Annotated in this window: 14 protein-coding genes and 1 pseudogene; 10 read left to right on the forward strand and 5 right to left on the reverse strand. The window is 64.4% G+C overall.

All coding sequences use genetic code 11. From position 1 onward, the window contains the following. From QCE48_RS07720 to QCE48_RS07740, 5 genes are all read left to right on the forward strand, one after another. Window positions 1-538 (forward strand): methyl-accepting chemotaxis protein (locus QCE48_RS07720; RefSeq protein ID WP_309794108.1); only part of this gene is annotated, 538 nt, incomplete at its 5' end. Between the two features lie 190 nt (window positions 539-728). Further along, a complete protein-coding gene (locus tag QCE48_RS07725; protein ID WP_309785377.1) occupies window positions 729-1490 on the forward strand; it encodes a hydratase in 762 nt (253 codons plus the stop codon). Window positions 1491-2064: 574 nt separating this feature from the next. Then, on the forward strand, window positions 2065-3987 hold the full coding sequence (locus QCE48_RS07730; protein WP_087631008.1) for a PrkA family serine protein kinase: 1923 nt from the start codon (window positions 2065-2067) through the stop codon (window positions 3985-3987). Window positions 3988-4179: 192 nt separating this feature from the next. Continuing rightward, on the forward strand, window positions 4180-5445 hold the full coding sequence (locus QCE48_RS07735) for a YeaH/YhbH family protein (protein WP_309785376.1): 1266 nt from the start codon (window positions 4180-4182) through the stop codon (window positions 5443-5445). After that, on the forward strand, window positions 5442-7094 hold the full coding sequence (locus QCE48_RS07740) for a SpoVR family protein (RefSeq protein WP_309785375.1): 1653 nt from the start codon (window positions 5442-5444) through the stop codon (window positions 7092-7094). The genes QCE48_RS07735 and QCE48_RS07740 overlap by 4 nt, the downstream gene beginning before the upstream one ends. Before the next feature lie 62 nt (window positions 7095-7156). On the opposite strand, the gene QCE48_RS07745 is transcribed toward QCE48_RS07740, so the two are convergent. Beyond that, window positions 7157-8218, reverse strand: a complete 1062-nt coding sequence (locus tag QCE48_RS07745; RefSeq protein ID WP_309785374.1) for an AI-2E family transporter — start codon at window positions 8216-8218, stop codon at window positions 7157-7159. 284 nt (window positions 8219-8502) lie between these two features. On the opposite strand from QCE48_RS07745, the gene rarD reads away from it, so the two are divergent. After that, window positions 8503-9411 carry an EamA family transporter RarD gene (gene rarD / locus QCE48_RS07750; RefSeq protein ID WP_309785372.1) on the forward strand — a complete coding sequence of 303 codons (909 nt, stop codon included), beginning with the start codon at window positions 8503-8505 and terminating at the stop codon, window positions 9409-9411. Next, window positions 9408-10067, forward strand: coding sequence for an NAD(P)H-binding protein (locus QCE48_RS07755; protein WP_309785371.1), 660 nt, complete (start codon window positions 9408-9410; stop codon window positions 10065-10067). The genes rarD and QCE48_RS07755 overlap by 4 nt, the downstream gene beginning before the upstream one ends. 21 nt (window positions 10068-10088) lie before the next feature. On the opposite strand, the gene QCE48_RS07760 is transcribed toward QCE48_RS07755, so the two are convergent. Together QCE48_RS07760 and QCE48_RS07765 are read right to left on the reverse strand one after the other, a co-directional pair. Beyond that, the gene (locus tag QCE48_RS07760) at window positions 10089-11084 is read right to left on the reverse strand and encodes an aldo/keto reductase (RefSeq protein ID WP_309785370.1); all 996 of its coding nucleotides are present in this window, start codon (window positions 11082-11084) and stop codon (window positions 10089-10091) included. 93 nt (window positions 11085-11177) lie between these two features. Beyond that, window positions 11178-12572, reverse strand: a pseudogene (locus QCE48_RS07765) (DHA2 family efflux MFS transporter permease subunit); the annotation flags it as partial. Between the two features lie 111 nt (window positions 12573-12683). Here QCE48_RS07765 and QCE48_RS07770 point away from each other — a divergent pair. The 3 genes from QCE48_RS07770 (at window position 12684) to QCE48_RS07780 (ending at window position 16882) form a co-directional block, all read left to right on the forward strand. Continuing rightward, window positions 12684-13544: a LysR family transcriptional regulator gene (locus QCE48_RS07770; protein ID WP_062640866.1), complete on the forward strand. Its 861-nt coding sequence runs from the start codon at window positions 12684-12686 to the stop codon at window positions 13542-13544. A 103-nt stretch (window positions 13545-13647) separates the two neighbouring features. Further along, window positions 13648-14922, forward strand: a complete 1275-nt coding sequence (locus QCE48_RS07775) for an acyl-CoA dehydrogenase family protein (RefSeq protein ID WP_309785369.1) — start codon at window positions 13648-13650, stop codon at window positions 14920-14922. A gap of 316 nt (window positions 14923-15238) precedes the next feature. After that, a complete protein-coding gene (locus QCE48_RS07780; RefSeq protein WP_404982643.1) occupies window positions 15239-16882 on the forward strand; it encodes a tannase/feruloyl esterase family alpha/beta hydrolase in 1644 nt (547 codons plus the stop codon). A 13-nt stretch (window positions 16883-16895) separates the two neighbouring features. Here the strand turns inward: QCE48_RS07780 and QCE48_RS07785 are convergent, their stop codons facing one another. Beyond that, window positions 16896-17258: a DUF2917 domain-containing protein gene (locus QCE48_RS07785; protein WP_309785367.1), complete on the reverse strand. Its 363-nt coding sequence runs from the start codon at window positions 17256-17258 to the stop codon at window positions 16896-16898. A gap of 370 nt (window positions 17259-17628) precedes the next feature. Further along, window positions 17629-19563: a hypothetical protein gene (locus QCE48_RS07790; RefSeq protein WP_309785366.1), complete on the reverse strand. Its 1935-nt coding sequence runs from the start codon at window positions 19561-19563 to the stop codon at window positions 17629-17631. Window positions 19564-19626: the final 63 nt, after the last annotated feature.

Consider the following 19626-nt stretch of genomic DNA (forward strand, 5'->3'; position numbering starts at 1 on the left):
CGCGCAGCGCTCGTCGGCGGCGGCGAAGGAAATCAAGGAACTGATCGACACGTCGGTGTCGCGCGTGCAGTCGGGCACGACGCTCGTCGACGAAGCAGGCCGCACGATGAACGAGATCATCGGCGCGGTGCAGCGCGTGACGGACATCATGGGCGAGATCGCGGCGGCATCGGAAGAGCAAAGCAGCGGCATCGATCAGGTAGCGCGCGCCGTCACGCAGATGGACGAGGTGACGCAGCAGAACGCGGCGCTCGTCGAGGAAGCGGCTGCGGCGGCGCAATCGCTGGAAGATCAGGCGGGACGGCTGCGGCAGGCAGTCGCCGTGTTCCAGCTGGCCGAAGGCGCCGGGAACGCCGTTCAGCAACCCGTCCCGGCGCGCGCGGCGCCGAAGCGTCCGCAGGCGCCGCGCGCGTCGGTGGCTCCGGCTTCGTTCAGGCGTGCACCGGCCTCGACCTCGACCTCGACTTCGACCGCCCCGCGGTCTGCCAGCCCGGCTGCCGCCGTGGCGAGCGTCGCGGGCGACTGGGAAACGTTCTAAGCCTCGTCATCCGGTCCGAGACCGGCCATGACACTCGACGACGCGCGCCGCGAATCCTTTCGCGGCGCGCGTTTGTCTTTGTAGCAGCGTCTTGCGCGTGGGGCGGGAAGTGGAAGCGAGTCCGCAGAAGGGCCCCGGTAACTCGTACACTGCGAGTACCGTGCTTCAACCTTCACCGAGGACTTCCGACATGACCGAATCGAGACTGGCCGCGCAACTCCTGCACGCCCGCGAGCAGCACGCGCTGATCGACGAGATCGCCGCCCGCGACATCCCCGAAGATGCCGGCGCCGCCTACGCGATCCAGCATGAGGTCCTGCGGCTCAAGGGAGCGCGCATCGGCGCGTGGAAGATCGGCGCGCGCACGCCGTCGGCGCCGCCCGCGGGCGCGCCTATCGACGAATCGCTCGTCTACGCCTCGCCCGGGCGGCTCGACATCGCGTCGTTCTTCCGCGTGCTGATCGAGCTGGAGATCGCGTTTCGCTTCGAGCGGGCGCTGCCGCCGCGCCCCGAACCCTACGCGCGGGAAGAGGTGCTCGGCGCGCTCGGCGGAATGGCGGTGGCGCTGGAAATCGTCGACAGCCGCTTTGCGCAGTGGCCGAATCTCGCGCCGCTCGCGCAACTCGCCGATGCGCAGAACAACGGTGCGCTCGTCGTCGGCGGGATCGAACCCTACAACGTGATCGCGCCCGGTTTCGACTTCCTCGCGCCGCGCCTCGATCTGACGCTCGACGGCGTCTCGATCGTGCCGGCGGGCGTTGGCAACCCGGCGGGCGATCCGCGCGAACTGCTCGTCTGGTTCGCCAATCATTGCTCGCAGCGCGGGCTGACCGTCGAGCCGTTCTGGACCGTCACGACCGGGACTTATACCGGCGCTTACCGTGTCGAAGTGCCGGGCGTGGTGCGTGGCTCGATCGACCGCGTCGGCGAGATCGAACTGACGCTCGTGTGAACCAGCGACGCGGATCGACTGTTGGACTGACGCAGCAGTCCCGCGATGCATCATCGATATCGGTAACGAGCGCAGTTAAATCCACAAACTTGTAAAGGGTATCGATTGGCGCGGCACTGCACGCACGTAATGCCGGATGCGAATGAATAAAGGTAAGCGAAAATTACAAGCCAATCGACGCCGGCAATTCATGCAACAGAATGGAAATCCCCACGCGAAACTGCATCGGAACGCGGCAGGCAAACGTATGGGAATGAACGATGCGACCGACAACGCAGCGTCCGTTCGCGCGCAATGGCACGTCGAGTGAAACCCGTCGTGGCTGTGGATAACTGTGCTGCTACGAGGTGAAGCGAACAGGCGGGCGAGGCTTGCAGTAACACGATAGGGACATCGGGACTGAGGATTGTAGGTGAACGAAAATAATCCACCAAGCTAGGAATTCTTCGAAGCAAATCACGCACGCAAGTGCGTGAAAAAAAATTCGAAAGGGTTTAGGATGAATTCAAGCGATGTCGTTTCGATTACGCGCGTAGCGCACGGCAACGTTTTCTGACTTCGGCGAGGAGGTAGCATGGATATCTACAGCAGTTTCGCGACCCGCTTCGAAAAAACACGAGAGGAGGAATTCTCGCTCGAAGAGTACCTCGCGCTCTGCAAAGAAGATCCTGCCACGTATGCAACAGCGGGCGAACGCATGTTGACGGCCATCGGTGACCCCGAGCAGGTCGACACACGACTCGATCCGCGTTTATCGCGTGTGTTTGCGAACAAGGTCATCAAGGTGTATCCGGCATTCCGCGAGTTCTACGGAATGGAGGAAGTGATCGAACACGTCGTGTCGTATTTCCGGCACGCTGCGCAAGGTCTTGAAGAGAAGAAGCAGATCCTGTATCTGCTCGGTCCCGTGGGCGGCGGCAAGTCGTCGATCGCCGAACGGCTGAAGCAACTCATGGAGCGCGTGCCGTTCTATTCGATCAAGGGTTCGCCCGTGAACGAATCGCCGCTCGGTCTCTTCGACTACGACGAAGACGGCCCCGTGCTCGAAGAACAGTACGGCATTCCCCGCCGGTATCTGAAGAGCATCCTGAGCCCGTGGGCGGTCAAGCGCCTGCACGAATACAACGGCGACATCCGCAAGTTCCGCGTCGTGCGCCGCTACCCGTCCATCCTTCGTCAGATCGGCATCGCGAAGACGGAACCGGGCGACGAGAACAACCAGGACATCTCCTCGCTCGTCGGCAAGGTCGATATCCGCAAGCTCGAAACCTACTCGCAGGACGACGCCGACGCGTACAGCTACTCCGGCGGCCTGTGTCTCGCGAACCAGGGCCTGCTCGAATTCGTCGAAATGTTCAAGGCGCCGATCAAGGTCCTGCATCCGCTCCTCACTGCCACCCAGGAAGGCAACTTCAAGGGCACGGAAGGTTTCGGCGCGATTCCGTTCGACGGCGTGATACTCGCCCACTCGAACGAGTCGGAGTGGAAGGCGTTTCGCAACAACAAGAACAACGAGGCGCTGCTCGACCGGATTTTCGTCGTGAAGGTGCCGTACTGCCTGCGCTACGGCGAAGAGGTGAAGATCTACGAGAAGCTCCTGCGCAACTCGTCGCTTGCCGAAGCGGTGTGCGCGCCCGGCACGCTCAAGATGATGGCGCAGATGGCCGTGCTCACGCGCCTGCACGAACCGGAAAACTCCAGTCTCTTCTCGAAGATGCAGGTCTATGACGGCGAGAACCTGAAGGACACGGACCCGAAGGCGAAGTCGTATCAGGAGTATCGCGACTTCGCGGGCGTCGACGAAGGCATGACCGGCGTCTCGACGCGCTTCGCGTTCAAGATTCTGTCGCGTGTGTTCAACTTCGATTCGACCGAGGTCGCGGCCAATCCGGTGCACCTCATGTACGTGCTCGAACAGCAGATCGAACGCGAGCAGTTCCCGCCGGAGACGGAGCAGAAGTACCTGTCGTTCATCAAGGACGTCCTGGCTTCGCGCTACGCTGAATTCATCGGCAAGGAAATCCAGACCGCTTATCTGGAGTCGTATTCGGAATATGGACAAAACATCTTCGATCGCTATGTGACCTACGCCGACTTCTGGATTCAGGATCAGGAGTTCCGCGATCACGATACCGGCGAGAGCTTCGACCGCGCGGCGCTCAATGCCGAGCTGGAGAAGATCGAGAAGCCCGCGGGCATCAGCAACCCGAAAGATTTCCGCAACGAGATCGTGAATTTCGTGTTGCGCGCGCGGGCGGCGAACGGCGGGAAGAATCCGGCGTGGATCAGCTACGAGAAGTTGCGCGTGGTGATCGAAAAGAAAATGTTCTCGAACACCGAAGAACTTTTGCCTGTGATTTCGTTCAACGCCAAAGGGTCGGCGGAAGAACAGCGCAAGCACGAGGACTTCGTCAACCGGATGGTCGCGAAGGGCTACACGCCGAAGCAGGTGCGGCTGCTCTGCGACTGGTATCTGCGCGTGCGCAAGTCGTCGTGACCGAGGCACGGGAAACGGCATGACACGATCGTGAAACCCTACGTATCAGGTCCGCGCCAAACCGCTTCGATTCGAAGCGGCCCGGCGCGGGCGCCTTGCGAGGCGTGACCGAGGCAGCCGCCCCGGCCATTGCCCGGGCGGAAGTCCGCGCAGCGCCTCGCTTTCCTCGCTTGATAACGCGGGAGACTGGATGTGCTGCACCAAATCATCGACCGCAGGTTAGCCGGCAAGAACAAGAGCATCGCCAACCGCGAACGCTTTCTGCGCCGCGTGAAGAACTACATTCGCCGCGCGGTCTCCGACGCGGTGCGCGACCGCAGCATCAAAGACATTCAAAACACCCAGAGCATCACGATTCCGAAGAAGGACATCGCCGAACCGTCGTTCCGGCATGGTCCTGGCGGCAAGCGTGAACTCGTCCACCCGGGCAACGCCGACTACATTCGCGGCGACAAGATCCAGCGCCCGCAAGGCGGCGGCAGCGGCGGCGGCAAGACCGCCAGCAACGAGGGCGAAGGGCAGGACGACTTCGTGTTCGAGCTGTCGCGCGAGGAATTCATGCAGTATTTCTTCGACGATCTCGAACTGCCCCGGCTCGTCAAGACCCAGTTGCTCGCCGTGCCGACGTGGAAGAACGTGCGTGCAGGCTGGGCGGCCGAAGGCACGCCGAATAATATCGACGTCGTGCGATCGCTGCGAAGCGCGCTCGGCAGGCGCATCGCGCTCGGTTCGCCGTTGTCGAGCCAGTTGCGCGAGATGGAACGCCAGCTGGAGACGCTGAAGGAAGAAAAGGGCGATCCCGAAGACATCGCGCGGCTCGAAGCCGACATCGTCATCATGAAGGGACGCATCACGCGCATTCCGTTCATCGATCCGTTCGACTTGCGCTACGTGAACCGCGTGAAGCAGCCGACGCCATCGAGCAAGGCGGTGATGTTCTGCCTGATGGACGTCTCCGGCTCGATGGACGAGCAGAGAAAGGACCTGTCCAAGCGCTTCTTCATCCTGCTGTATCTATTCCTGAACCGGAACTACGAGAAGATCGAGGTGGTGTTCATCCGCCACCACACGCGCGCCGAGGAAGTCGACGAAGACACGTTCTTCCATTCGACCGAAAGCGGCGGCACGGTCGTATCGAGCGCGCTGGAACTCATGAAGAAGATCATGGACGAGCGCTATTCGCCGACTGAATGGAATATTTACGGTGCACAGGCTTCCGACGGCGACAACTGGACCGACGATTCGCCCAAGTGCCGCAAGCTTCTGTCGGAAGACATCCTGCCGAAAGTGCGGTATTTTGCCTATATTCAAGTAGCGCCCGAAGAGCAGAACCTGTGGCTGGAATACGCGCAACTGGCGCTCACCGCGCCCGAGCTTGCGATGAAAAAGGTCGAATCGGCGGCGGACATCTATCCGGTCTTCCGCGAACTGTTCGAGAAACAACAGGCGGCTGCATGACGACAAGGCATCTGCATAATGAAGCGCGTGGGTATAACCTGGACGGCAGCGCGGACGACCGCTCACCGTCGAAGCTGGAAGCGGAGCAACGGAGCGCGCCCCACGCGGGGCGGAAGGAAGGCAGCATGAATGTTGCGGAAAAGAGGCCGTTGCCGTGCCCGTCCGACTGGACCTTCGAACTGATCGAGGAGTACGACACCGAAATCGCGCGCGTCGCCGAGCGGTACAAGCTGGATGTGTATCCCATCCAGCTCGAACTGATCAGCGCCGAGCAGATGATGGATGCGTACGCGTCGGTCGGCATGCCGGTGAACTACCGGCACTGGTCGTTCGGGAAACACTTTCTATCGACAGAAAAGAGCTATCGGCGCGGGCAAATGGGCCTCGCGTACGAAATCGTCATCAATTCGAACCCCTGCATCGCGTATCTCATGGAAGAGAACACGATGACGATGCAGGCGCTCGTGATCGCGCACGCCGCCTACGGCCACAATTCGTTCTTCAAGGGCAACTACCTGTTCCGGCTGTGGACGGACGCGCACGCGATCATCGACTACCTCGTCTATGCGAAGAATTACATCGCGGAGTGCGAGGAGCGTTTCGGGCTCGACCGCGTCGAGGAGCTGCTCGATTCGTGCCATGCGCTGATGAATTACGGCGTGGACCGCTACAAGCGGCCGCAAAAACTGTCGCTCGCGAAAGAAGCGGCGATGCGCCGCGAGCGCGAAGCGTATCTGCAATCGCAGGTCAACGAACTCTGGCGCACGCTTCCGAACAAGAAGGAGCACACCGCAGAGGAAACCGAAAGCCGCTATCCGCCCGAGCCGCAGGAGAACCTGCTGTATTTCGCGGAAAAGAATGCGCCGCTTCTGGAGCCTTGGGAGCGCGAAGTGATCCGCATCGTGCGCAAGGTGGGGCAGTACTTCTATCCGCAACGCCAGACGCAGGTCATGAACGAAGGCTGGGCAACCTTCTGGCATTACACGCTGCTCAACACGCTCTATAACGAAGGCCGGCTCGAAGACGGCTTCATGATGGAGTTCCTGCATTCGCACAGCAACGTCGTGTATCAGCCGCCCGTGACGAAGCCGTATTACAGCGGCATCAATCCGTACGCGCTCGGCTTTTCGATGATGAGCGACATTCGCCGCATCTGCGAAAATCCCACCGATGAAGACCGCGAGTGGTTCCCCGAACTGGCCGGCAGCGACTGGCTGGAGTCGTTGCACTACGCCATGCGCAACTTCAAGGACGAGAGCTTCATCGCGCAGTATCTGTCGCCGCATCTGATCCGCGAGATGCGTCTCTTCTCGATCCTCGACGACGACATGCGCGAAGCGCTCGAAGTCTCGGCGATCCACGATGAAAGCGGCTATCGCTATGTGCGGCAGGCGCTGTCGCGGCAATACGACATGCATCACCGCGAGCCGAACATCCAGGTGTATTCGGTGAATACGCGCGGCGACCGCAGTCTCACGCTGCGTCACTTCATGACGGACAACCGCCATCTCTCGAACGACAGCGACGAAGTGCTCAAGCACATGGCGCGGCTGTGGCAATTCGACGTGTATCTGGAAAGCGTCGACGAAAACGGGACGGTCAGGAAGCGCTTCGAGTGCAAGTACGTGCCAACGCACGAAGGGCGATAAGGCGTCACGTCGTTCAAGCAGAAACCGGCTCTTTCGAGCCGGTTTTTTTTGTGCGATCCGCCTCACTCGCCTCGTGCGGTTTCCTCGCCCTGGGAAAACAGATCCCAGCTCGCCATGAACAGCGCGGCGATCAGCGGTCCGATCACGAACCCGTTGATGCCGAAGAGCGCCATCCCGCCGAGCGTCGAGATCAGCACGACCCAGTCGGGCATGCGCGTGTCCTTGCCGACGAGGATCGGCCGCAACACGTTATCGACGAGACCGATCACCACCACGCAGAACGCCACCAGAATCACGCCGCGCCAGATATCGCCCGTCATGAAGAAATAGGCGGCGGCAGGCACCCACACCAGCGCCGCGCCGACCGCGGGCAAGAGCGACAGGAACGCCATCAGCACGCCCCAGACCAGCGCGCCTTGAATGCCCAGAATCCAGAAGATGAGCCCGCCGAGCAGGCCCTGAACCGCCGCCACGGCGATGTTGCCCTTGACGGTCGCCCGCACGACCGTCGTGAACTTCGCGATCAGGTGCTGCTTGTGCGGCTCGTCGAGCGGCAGCGCGCGGCGGATGCGCCGGCCGATCTCACCGCCATCGCGCAGCAGGAAAAACACGAGATAGAGCATCACGCCGAAGCTGATGACGAACTGGAAGGTGTTCTGGCCGATACTCAGCGCCTGCGCCGCCACGAACTGGCTGATCTGCGCGGCGCCTTCGGTCAGGCGGCGCTGGATGCCGGGAATGTCGTCGAGACCGAAGCGCCCGAGCAGATGCTGCACCGACAGCGGCAGCGCATGGAAAGCGTCCCGGAAATAGGTCGTGAAATTCGGCTGATCCGTCTTGATGCGCGTGTACGCAAGGCTGATTTCCTGCACGAGCGTGCCCGCGACCACCGTGAGCGGCAGGATCACGATCAGGATCGTCAGCACGAGCGTCGTCAGGGCCGCGAGATTGCGCCGTTTGCCGAAGCGGATGGTGAGCCAGCGCTGCATCGGCTGAAACAGGATCGCGAGTATCGTGCCCCAGAAGACCGCGCCGAAAAAAGGCAGCAGGATCCATCCGAGGGCGACCGTCACGACAAGAAGCAGGATATGGAAGAAGTGCTGATGGACCGGATTCTGATTCATGTGTAGTCGAAAAGTCGGGGCGGAGCGGCGTGGCGCTGTGTTGCGGCGCCGCAATAAGCGGGCCGGACCCATGCTAGCACGCGCCTTTCAACGGCTTGCCGCGCGGCTTCGTGCCTGGGTTCGAACGTAAAACGCCGGTGCGGTTCAAGCAAGCGACCCGGCGCGATCAGGGACACTCGGGGAAACCCATCCCGAGTCGACTAAAATCCGACACTTCCGCGCGACGAGTTCGTGTTTCAATCGCTCCCGCTCGTCCAGAACCGCTGTCCCACCGAACACACGACATGAATCCAGGAGTTGCCTACGCTTTCGCGGCTTTCGCCGTATGGGGCCTGTTTCCGATCTACTTCAAGACCCTGCATTCGATCGGCGCCGTGGAAATGCTCGCCCACCGGATGGCCTGGTCGATGATCTTCCTGCTCGTCGTGCTGACCGTGCGTCACCAGTGGCGCTGGCTCGGTCCCGTCATGCGCGACCGTCGCCAGCTTGCGCGCTTCGCGGCGAGCGCGGTGCTGCTGTCGACGAACTGGGGTATCTACATCTGGGCGGTCAACGAAGGCCGTATCGTCGAGGCGAGTCTCGGCTACTTCATCAATCCGCTCATCAATGTGCTGTTCGGGATGGCATTTCTGCATGAACGGCTGCGGCCGCTGCAGTGGGTGGCGGTCGCCATCGCCGGAGCGGGCGTCGCCTGGCTCACGTGGGTGAACGGCGCGCCGCCGTGGGTCAGCCTCGCGCTGGCGCTGACCTTCGGCGGCTACGGACTGCTGCGCAAGACCGCGCGTCTCGGGGCGCTCGAAGGCCTGACGCTCGAAACCATGCTGCTGTGTCCGGTTGCCGCGTTGTATCTCGCGTTCATCGGGACGCACGGCACGAGCGGGTTCGGCCAGGCGTCGTGGGGCGTGAAGCTGCTGCTCGCCGCGGCGGGCCCGATCACCGCGATTCCGCTCCTGCTGTTCGCAGCCGGCGCGCGACGCATCCCGCTCTCGATGCTCGGACTGATTCAATACGTGACGCCGACGCTGCAATTGCTGATCGGCGTGGTGATCTACGGCGAGCCGTTCGGCCACGACCGGCTGCTCGGCTACGGCGCGATCTGGGCGGCGCTCGCCGTCTATTCGCTGGAAGGAATCCTGAACGCGCGCATGACCGCGCCGCCGCGCGCGCCGGCCACGGCGAGGAGAGAGCGATGAAAGTGCTGCTGTTCGGTGCGACCGGCATGGTCGGGCAGGGCGTTCTGCGCGAATGTCTGCGCGATCCGGATGTCGATCGTGTCGTGACGCTCGGCCGCTCGGCGACGGGCGTCGAAGACGAAAAACTGCGCGAGATCGTGCATCGCGACATGTTCGATTACGCGTCGATCGAACGCGAACTCGCCGGCTTCGATGCGTGTTTTTTCTGCCTCGGCGTCTCGTCGTTCAGGATGAGCGAAGCGGACTACACGCGTCTGACCTACGACCTGACGATGGCCGCCGCGCGAACGCTCGCGCGTCTCGATCCGCAGATGACCTTCGTCTACGTGACGGGCGCCGGCACCGACAGCACCGAACAAGGCCGCAGCATGTGGGCGCGCGTGAAGGGCCGCACGGAAAACGCGCTGCTGCGGCTGCCGTTCAAGGCGGCGTACATGTTCCGCCCCGGCGCGATCGTGCCGATGCACGGCGTGCGTTCGAAGACTGCGCTCTATCAGTCGGCCTACTCGATCACTCGCCCGGTGCTGCCGCTGTTGCAGCGGCTCTTTCCGAACGCGATCGTCACGACCGAGCAGGTCGGTCGCGCGATGCTCGCGGTGGCGAAGCGCGGCGCGCCGTCGCCGATTCTCGAAAGTCGCGACATCGCGCGTTACTGACGGAGCCCGAGCCGAAACGCTTCAGCGCGTCGCATCGCCGAACCGGTATTCGACCGTCGCCTCGTCGAGTTTCGCTTTCAGCGCGGGATCGAGTGCGAGGTCGATCGCGGCGAGCGTGTCGGTGAGCTGCGCCGGCCGGCTCGCGCCGATGATCGCCGAGGTCACTGCCGGATTCGCCAGCACCCACGCAAGCGACGTCTTCGCGAGCGATTCGCCCGACTCCCCGGCGATGCCCTTCAGCTTTTCGATCGTCCGGAACTCGCGCTCGTGCCAGTAGCGCTGCGTGTACATTTCGCCTGCCTTGCCGACGGTCGCCGTGAAGCGGCCTTCGCTCGGCGCCGCGTCGTGGCGATGCTTGCCGGTCAGGAGACCGCCCGCGAGCGGGTTGTACGGGATCACGGCGAGATTCTCGTCGGCGGCGAGCGGCAGCAGTTCGCGCTCGATCTGGCGAAACAGCAGGTTGTAGCGCGGCTGCACGGACACGAAACGCGCGAGCCGCAGCGTATCCGAGCGCCCGAGCGCGAGGGCAAGCCGGTACGCCAGAAAATTCGACACGCCGATATAGCGCGCCTTGCCGTGCCGCACGATGGTATCGAGCGCTTCGAGGGTTTCGTCGAGCGGTGTTTCGCGGTCGTCGGAATGCAACTGGTACAGGTCGACGTAGTCGGTATTCAGCCGCTTGAGCGACGCGTCGATGGCGTCGAGCAAGTGCTTGCGCGACGCGCCCTGGTCCCACGGCGCCGGTCCCATCTTGCCGACCGCCTTGGTCGCGAGAATGTAGTGTTCGCGCTTGCCCGCAAGCCAGCGGCCGACGATTTCCTCTGTGCGTCCCACGACCGCCTCGGTGCCGCCGAGCGGATAGACATCGGCGGTATCGATGAAATTGACGCCGGCGTCGGCGGCACGGTCCATGATGCTGCGCGACACGTCTTCTTCCGTCTGCAAGCCGAACGTCATCGTGCCGAGGCACAGACGCGAAACAGTCAGGCCGGTGCTGCCGAATTTGCGATATTGCACGGTGGACTCCGAGTGTGGGTCAGTGATGGTTAAGCCGAGTCCGATAGCTTAGCCTCGACGCCCTGAACCTGCTGAAGCGCCAGGCTACCCAGGCTAGCGGATGGCCGCCGCGCTCTGCGCCGGTTGCGGCGACGCATCGAGCCGGCGGAACACGAGCGCCGACGCGAGCGTGATGAGCCCCACGCAAACGAAACTCAGCCGGAAACCGAGCGCCGCCGAGCCGAACCGGCCGTCGAACACCTGCACGAGGCCGCCGCCGATCGACACGCCCAGCCCGATCGCCAGCATCTGCACCATCGAGAAGAGGCTGTTGCCGCTGCCCGCATCGCGGATCGAAAGGCCCTTCAACGTGACGCTGTTCATCGCCGCGAACTGCATCGAGTTGCAGGCGCCGAACACGGCGAGGATCGCAATCTCCAGAGCGAGCGGCGTGCCCGGCGAAAACGCCGCGAAGCCGACAATCGATGCGCCCACCAGGATCGTGTTCACGAGCAGGAAGCTCTCGTAGCCATAGCGCTTGACGAGCGGCGCGATCCAGCCCTTCGCGACCGTGCCGGCGAACGCGGCGGGCAGCATCATGAGGCCGGAATGGAGCGGGCTGTAGCCGAGTTCGAGCTGCATCAGAAGCGGCAGCAGGAACGGCACCGCGCTCGACCCGATCCGGCAGGCGAGATTGCCGATCAGCCCGACGCTGAAGTTCGGCTCGCGAAAGAGCGCGAGCTGGAAGAGCGGGTTCCGGCGCCGCCGGGCGTGCGGGATATAGGCGAGCGCGGCGAGCGCCGAGACGACGAAGAGACCGGCCGCGACCGCGGCGCGATGTTCCTCCACCGGGCTGTCGAGCGCGATTGAAAACGCGACCATGCAAAGCGAGAGCAGCCCGCAGCCGAGAAAGTCGAACGGCGGAGAATCGGCGATGGCGTCGTCGGGCAGATAGCGATGCACCGCCGCGAGCCCGAGCGCGCCGATCGGCACGTTGATGAGGAAGATCCAGTGCCAGGAAATCGATTCGACGAACCAGCCGCCGAGCGTCGGGCCGAGAATCGGGCCGACCTGGCCGGCAATCGAAATCACCGCGAGCGCCGACACGTAAGCTTCGCCCGTCACGCTGCGCAGCACGGCGAGGCGTCCGATCGGCAGCAGCATCGAGCCGCCGATGCCTTGCAGCACGCGCGCGACGACCAGTTGGTTCAGCGAGTGCGCGCTCGCGCAGCAGAGCGAACCGACCACGAACACGAGGATCGCGACGAAATACACGCGCCGCGTGCCGAACCGGTCGGCGAGCCAGCCGGACGCGGGCGTGAGGAGCGCCATCGTCAGCGTGTAGGCGACGACGATCGACTGCATCGCGAGCGGCTGCGCGCCGAGACTGTGAGCGATGGAGGGCAGGGCGGTGTTGACGATCGTGGTGTCGAGCGCCTGCATGAAAAAACCGACGGCGACGATCCAGAGAAGGGCCGTGTGGGAAGACTGTCTGGTCATGGATGGATGCGGGGAAAAGCGTGGGGCGGAGCCGTCACGACATGGTAGTGAATCCGGGCGTTATCGGGAACCCTTCTAGCCGCATTGACTGTCATCGGCAATTCCGATCACAATCGGGTCATGCTCAATCCAGTCTGGCTGAACACCTTCGCGACGGTGGCCGCGTCGCACAGCTTCACCGACGCCGGCCGTCAGCTCGGTCTCACGCAATCGAGCGTGAGCGAACACATCCGGCGTCTGGAGGAAAGCGTCGGGCGGCGACTGATGACGCGCGACACCCATTCGCTCGCGCTCACCGCCGACGGCGAAGCGATGCTCGTGCACGCGCGCGTGATCCTCGAAGCGATGTCGCACGCCGAATCGCAGTTTCGTTCGCCGCGCCTGCGCGGGCGCGTGCGCCTCGGTTCGTCGGACGATCTGGCGCTCGGGCCGCTGCCGAGCGTGCTGGCGGCGTTTCGCAGCACGCATCCGGACGTCGAACTCGAAATCACGATCGGGATGACGGGCCAGCTCTATCAGTTGCTCGACGCCGGCGCGATCGACCTGGCGGTCGGCAAGCGGCGTCTCGGCGACGCGCGCGGCACGCGGCTCTTCAGCGGACGGCTGGAATGGCTCGCGAAGCCCGGCACCGAGGTGGATCTGGATTCGCCGCTGCCGCTGATTCTCGTCGCGGAGCCGAGCGTAACGCGCGCCGTCGTCCTCGATGCGCTCGCGATGGCGGGCGCCCGCTGGCAAATGGTCTGTACGAGCAGCAGCCATGCGGGCTGCATCGCGGCGGCGCGCGGCGGCCTCGGGCTCACGGTGCGATCGCATTTCCTGGCGGGGCGCGGGCTCGCGCCGCCGGTCAATCGCGCGGCCTTGCCCGAATTGCCCGAAGTCGAATTCATTGCGCTCGGGGCGAAACATCTGAGCCGGCCCGCCGAAACGCTGCTGCAACTCTTGCAGGACAGCGACCTGCGCGGCGAATGGGACGGCGAATAAGCACGCCGGTTCGTCGTATATCGTTAGCAGAATTGCGTCGTTTGCGCGGCGCAGCGTCGAATTTATGCTTTCCCGCAACGAAAACCGATGTGGAGAAAGCCTCATGACGACGATTCCAGCCGCGAGCGACGCGCAACTGCTCGACCGCTTCTCCGGCGTGTTCGAGCGCATCGCGGCGGGCGCGGTCGAGCGCGAGCAAAAGCGCGAACTGGCGCGCGACGCGGTGCAATGGCTTAAGGCGTCCGGTTTTACGGCGCTGCGGGTGCCGCGCGAATACGGCGGAGGCGGCGCGACGCTGCCGCAGTTTTTCCGCCTGCTGACGCGGCTCGGCGAAGCGGATTCGAACTTGCCGCAGATCCTGCGGCTGAATTTCGGCTTCATCGAAATGCGCCTGGAAAGCGACGACGAAGCGGCGCGCGAGCGCTGGCTGTCGCGCATCGCGGCGGGCGAAACGGTCGGCGCGGCGATCTCGGAGCGCACCGGCTCGACGCACAACACGGTCACGATCACGCCCGACGGCGCGAGCGGCCAGTGGCTCTTGAACGGCGAGAAGTACTACAGCACCGGCGCGCTCTACGCGGACTGGATCAACGTGACGGCGCACGACGGCCGCGACGACGTGCATCTGCTCGTGCGCGGCGATGCGCCGGGCGTCGCGCGTCTGGACGACTGGGACGGCTTCGGCCAGCGCCTGACGGCGAGCGGCACGACGCGCTTTGACAACGTGCGCGTCGAAGACGACCAGATTCTTCATCGTTTCAAGGCGTCCGAGCCGCGCCGCAACACGATCGTGACGGCGTTCTATCAGACCGTGCATCTCGCGACGCTCGCGGGCATCGCGAGGGCGGTGCTGCGCGACGGCGTCGCGTTCGTGCAGGGCCGCACCCGGACCTTCGGCGTGCCGGGCCGTTCCAGTCCGCGCGACAATCCGCTCGTGCATCGCGTGGTCGGGCGGCTCGCCAGTCTTGCGTTCGCGGCGGAAAGCGTGGTCGACGCGGTGTCGGCGGCGCTGGAGAACGTGCATCGTGCGCGCGCCGAAGGCCGCGCAACCGCCGACGACTACATTGCGCTCGACATCCAGGTCTACAAGGCGCAGCAGATCGTGATCGAGCAGGTGCTGGAAGCGTCGACGCTGCTGTTCGAGGTCGGCGGGGCGAGCGCGACGAGCGAAGCGCGGCGCCTCGACCGGCATTGGCGCAACGCGCGCGTGATCGCTTCGCACAATCCGGCGATCCAGCGCGAGGCGGCGGTCGGCGATTTCCATCTGAACGGCACCGCACCCAACGAGCGCTTCAGCCTCGCGCATGCGAAGGACGAACCGCCGAGCGTGCGCGACGACGCCGGCGAGCGCATCGCGCTGGCGGAAAGCGGCCGATAGGAACGCGCCTCCACCAAAGGACGCCGGGTTTCGACCCGGCGTTTGTCTTTTGCGCGCAGGCTGCGCGCGTCTCAAGTCATCGTCCGAAATCCTCGCCATTCCAGGTCGCTCCTGTTTCTTTCCCGATTGCACCGACTGAACCACTTCTTTATATTGAGCGGCATTCGAACCCGCGCAGCGGGGTTTCGGCTTACCCCGCCCTTACGCTTTGCCCCATGAACGCCGTCGATAAGAACAACGCCGAAGCCCCGCGTCGCACGCCCGAATTGCGCGCTCGCCAGTGACGTCGCGCGCCGGGTCCCTCGCGCGCCGGTGCTTGCGCTTGGCATGGCGCGTCGCCAGTGCCACCGTGCTCGCACTCGCGGCAAGCACGGGCGCGCACGCCGCATCCTATCTCGCGAAGCATTGCGCCGATCTGGAAAGCAAGGAGGTGCCGGCATCGCTGATCGGCCTGCCGACGCGCGGCGCGTCCATCTGGTCCGCGTCGGTCGTGAAGGCCGCCGCGCCGGGCAACCGCAACGGCGAGTACTGCCGGATCGTCGGCAGCATCAAGGCGGTGCAGGACAACACGCCCGACATCCGCTTCGAAGTGAACCTGCCGAGCCGCTGGAACGGCCGCGCGCTGCAGATGGGCGGCGGCGGCTACAGCGGCGTGCTCGTGAGCGGCACCGAACCGATGCCGTTCGCGCCCGACTCGACGCCGCTCGCCAAAGGCTACGCGACCTTCGGCTCCGATTCGGGCCACGTCGGCAATTCGGGCCGCGCCGACTTCGCCGCCAACGACGAAGCGATCCTCAACTTCGGCTTCGGGCATCTGAAGAAAACCCACGACGTCGCGCTCGCGCTCATCCAGCTCGGCTACGGCCGCAGCCCGGAAAAGACCTACTTCGCGGGCGGCTCGACGGGCGGGCGCGAGGGCTTCACCGTCGCCGAGCGCTATCCGAACGATTACGACGGCGTGATCGCCAATGCGCCCGCCATCAACTTTTCGGGCGCGCGCCTGATGGGCGTGAAGGTCGGGCAGGCGTCGTATGGCAAGCCGGGCGGCTTCGTCGGGCTCGCGCAGCAGCGGCGCGTGATCGAAACCGTCCTGCAGGAATGCGACAAGCTCGACAACGCCGCGGACGGCATCGTCGGCAACGTGGAAGCGTGCCGCAAGCTGGAGCCGAAGATCATCGCGCAGCTGCGGTGCGCGAACGGCCATCGGCCGTCGCTGCGCGACAGCTGCCTGTCCGATGCCCAACTCGCCACGCTCGCCACGCTGCGCGACGGGCTGAATTTGCCTTATCTGCTCGCGTTCGGCGTCGATAACTATCCGGGCTACAACGTCTATCAGGGCGTCGATTTCTCGGGCGTGCTCGGCCTCGGCGATTCGCCCGTGCTCGTGAGCCCGCCGAGCTTCGCCGTCAACGGCTATCTCTTCGCGCAGGGCGACGCGTACATCAAGCACTTCGTCACGCGCGACCTGAGCTATAACAGCATCGGCTTCGACATCGCGAATCCGGGACGCTACCGGCAGCGGCTGATGGCGCTTTCGGCGACCGTCGGCGCGATGAACACGGATCTCACAGGGTTCATCGCGCGCGGCGGCAAGCTGATCGCCATGCACGGTCTCGCCGACGAAGTGATCAGCCCGAACCAGACGATCACGTTCTACCGGCTGCTCGTCGACCGCTTCACGCAGGACGGCGTCGATGCGTTCATGCGCCTCTACATGGTGCCGGGCTTTCAGCACGGCAACGGCGTGTTCATCCCGGCGTGGGACGAACTCGGCGCGCTCGACCGCTGGGTCACGGACGGCATCGCGCCCGAAACGCTCGTCGGCACCGACATCGCGCCGACGACCAACGGCCGCTCCCGGCCGATGTGTCGTTATCCTGCGTATCCGCGCTACATCGGCAAAGGCAGCATCGACCAAGCGGCGAACTTCCGCTGCGTGTATGCCGACGTGCGACCCTGAATCGGGCCCTGAGTCAGAACGCACTGGCGTTGCTGCTGCGCGCGATGCGCGGCCAGATCCGCGCGAGCCAGCGGCCGGCCTGCGTCAGGCCGGTGCGCCGGTAAGTCGTGAGCGACGCCTCGATCGTGCGCTCCCGATCCGACGACACCCACACCCGCTCGCCGCGCGTAAGCAGCGCGACATCGCCCGGCAAGAGCCAGTAGTCGTAGGGATCGCCTTCGCGCGTGAGCCAGAGCGCCGCTTCGTCGACGCGCAATTCCGCATCGCGCGCGAGCCGCCATGACAGCGTCTGGCGCGGCTGCACCTCGAAATACTCGACGACCCGCGCCTTCGAACCACGCCTTGCGTGGGTGACTTGCCTGAGAACTTCGTCCATTGCTCTTCTCCACTAGTGAGCCGAACAAGACGGAGTCGCACGCGCAAAACAAAAGGCCCCGTCTTTCGGCGGGGCCTTCGGAAAACGAATCGGTTTGCTCGAGTCTTGCTAGCGCACGCGTTCTCCCGATGACCCGCCAGTGGCGATCATTGGGATATTAATCGGGACGATGGAGAGAAGGCGGCTTGCGTGCATGCGACAGAGTATGCGGGCGCAGCGCTTTCGCTGTCAATAACGAGATGACGCGACGAAGCGGGTCGCGCGTCTGCATTCGGTCGCAGCGCTAATTGAGACAGCGAATAAAAAAACCCGGGCTGAAGGGCCCGGGTTTTTCGAGAAGCAGTCGTGTTGCGTTCGGCCTGACGCGCGCTCAGCTTCCGACGTAGCCGGCCGGCTTGGTCGCGTTGTTCTTCGCGATGCTGGCGTTGCCCGACACCACGTATTGCGGCATCTCGGTGAGCGTCAGCGTGACGGCGCCGTTCGTGTAGGTCGCGTTCGAGACGTTGCCCATCGCGTCGATCAGCTGGACCGTGCCGCTCGTGCCCGGCGCATCGACGCTCAACTGGTACGCCTTGCTGTACGTCGCGCTGAAGCCGACGCTCGCGTCCCACACGGCGTTGTTGTGCGTCCAGAGCGCGGTGATCACCTTGCCGCCGCCCAGTTGCTGGAACGAGTAGGCGTACACGCCCGACGGCGTGCCCTTGACGGGGCCGAGCGTCGTCGTGCCGTCGAGGATGCGGGTCATCGCGGCGACGGTCATCGCGGCGGGCTTCGGGCTGATGTTTTGCGTGCCGAACGCGGCCTGCGGATTGTCGAGGTCGAAGAACGTGCCGTAGCCGACTTCACCCGGGAAGTCCGGACCGAAGAACACGTAGGTCTGGTCCGCGCCTTCGCCGAGCAGGATCAGGTGCGTGCGCGCCACGACCGCGCTCTGCGCGAAGAGAATGTTCGAGCTCGGGTAGTTCGGGCCGTAGTTCGAACCGAGGTCATAGCTGATGCCCGTCTCGGTCACGAAGAGCTTCATGCCCGGCTTGTACTGCGCGTTCATTTCCGCGCGCAGCGCACGAATTTCGTTCGGCAGCGAGTTGGCGGCATCGGCGGCATTCGCGTCGGTGTGATGACGCTCCGGCGGATGCGAAGGCGAGGTGCCCGCGTCGTAGTAGCCGTGCGTCGCGACCCCGTCGATGTAGTTCGCGAAGCCGAGCGGCGCGAGGCGCTTCAGGCGCTCGGTCGTGAGCGACGGGAACGGCTCGGCCGGGCCCATCACGACGGCCTTCGGGTCCCTCGAATGCAGACCCTGATACGCGGCCTTGTAGAGCGCGACGAAGTTCGCGTCCGTGTCCTTCCACAGGATGTACGGCTCCCACGTCACCTGGTAATAGTTCGCCGACTGCTGCGGGAAATAGCGCGCGCGGATCGCTTCGGTCTCGGCGCCGACGCGGCCCAGGTAGTTCGCGTAGTAGTTCAGGTCGGCGGGCGCGTAGCCGTAGTCCGGCGACAGGCCGTGGCCGCTCGCCCAGGCCGGAATGCCGTCGAGGCGCACGAGGCGCATCACCTTGCCCGACGTGAACGTCGGATCGAGATTGTTCATCGCCGAGGTGAACGTATTGCGGCCGTTCGGCTCCATCACGGACATCTGGCGGTCGTCGATGTTCCAGGTGATGCCGAGCGCGGCGAGCATCGCGGCGTTGCCGTTGAAGCCCTGCATGCCGAAGCGATGCTGGTCCTGGTTCGCGTAGGTCACGGCCGGCAGCGTGCCGGCGAGGTTCGGCAGCACGCCGAAGCTCGCGAAGCCGTTCGGGCGCGTGCCCGAGGTCTCGACCTGACCGCCCGCTTTTTGCAGCGTGCCCGTCAGCGCGAAGAAGCCCGCGAGCGTGGACGTGCAGGTGAGGGTGGTCGTCGTCGCGGCGGCGGGCACGGCGAAGCTGCCGCTCGCGACCACCTTGCTGTACGTGTTGTAGATCGCCCATTTGAAGGTGTCGGCCGCGCCCGGACGCGTCGTGTAGGAGACCTTGAACTTGCTGCCTGCGGGATAGAGCCGCGTGGCGTCGGCGCTCGGGCTGTCGGCGGTGATTTTCGCGCCACCGGACTGCGCGGGCGCCGCCGACGGAGACACGCACGAGATCGTCGGGTTCACGGCAGCATTGGCGGTGGCCTTCACATTGGCGGCATCGCTGGTGCCGGCGCTGTTCTGCGCGTTCGCGGTTGCGGCGACATCCGCGCTGTCGGAACCGCCGCCACATCCGGCGAGTGCACCCGCCAGGGCGATGGCGAGCGAAGAAAGAACGAGAGGATTATTTTTCATCGGTGATCGGAACGAACGTGAACCGGTGCGCGACGAACGTAGCGCCCGGCGACGCACAGCGTC

Origin of the sequence: Caballeronia sp. LZ024 (genome assembly GCF_031451455.1) — a bacterium.
Classification (GTDB): Bacteria; Pseudomonadota; Gammaproteobacteria; order Burkholderiales; family Burkholderiaceae; genus Caballeronia; species Caballeronia telluris.

Bases quoted from the DNA above. Each gene is read 5' to 3' on its own strand.
- QCE48_RS07755 (WP_309785371.1), top strand. From the start codon at position 9,408: ATGAAAGTGCTGCTGTTCGGTGCGACCGGCATGGTCGGGCAGGGCGTT.
- QCE48_RS07740 (WP_309785375.1), top strand. From the start codon at position 5,442: ATGACGACAAGGCATCTGCATAATGAAGCGCGTGGGTATAACCTGGAC.
- QCE48_RS07745 (WP_309785374.1), bottom strand. From the start codon at position 8,218: ATGAATCAGAATCCGGTCCATCAGCACTTCTTCCATATCCTGCTTCTT.
- QCE48_RS07790 (WP_309785366.1), bottom strand. From the start codon at position 19,563: ATGAAAAATAATCCTCTCGTTCTTTCTTCGCTCGCCATCGCCCTGGCG.
- QCE48_RS07785 (WP_309785367.1), bottom strand. From the start codon at position 17,258: ATGGACGAAGTTCTCAGGCAAGTCACCCACGCAAGGCGTGGTTCGAAG.
- QCE48_RS07775 (WP_309785369.1), top strand. From the start codon at position 13,648: ATGACGACGATTCCAGCCGCGAGCGACGCGCAACTGCTCGACCGCTTC.
- rarD (WP_309785372.1), top strand. From the start codon at position 8,503: ATGAATCCAGGAGTTGCCTACGCTTTCGCGGCTTTCGCCGTATGGGGC.
- QCE48_RS07770 (WP_062640866.1), top strand. From the start codon at position 12,684: ATGCTCAATCCAGTCTGGCTGAACACCTTCGCGACGGTGGCCGCGTCG.
- QCE48_RS07730 (WP_087631008.1), top strand. From the start codon at position 2,065: ATGGATATCTACAGCAGTTTCGCGACCCGCTTCGAAAAAACACGAGAG.
- QCE48_RS07725 (WP_309785377.1), top strand. From the start codon at position 729: ATGACCGAATCGAGACTGGCCGCGCAACTCCTGCACGCCCGCGAGCAG.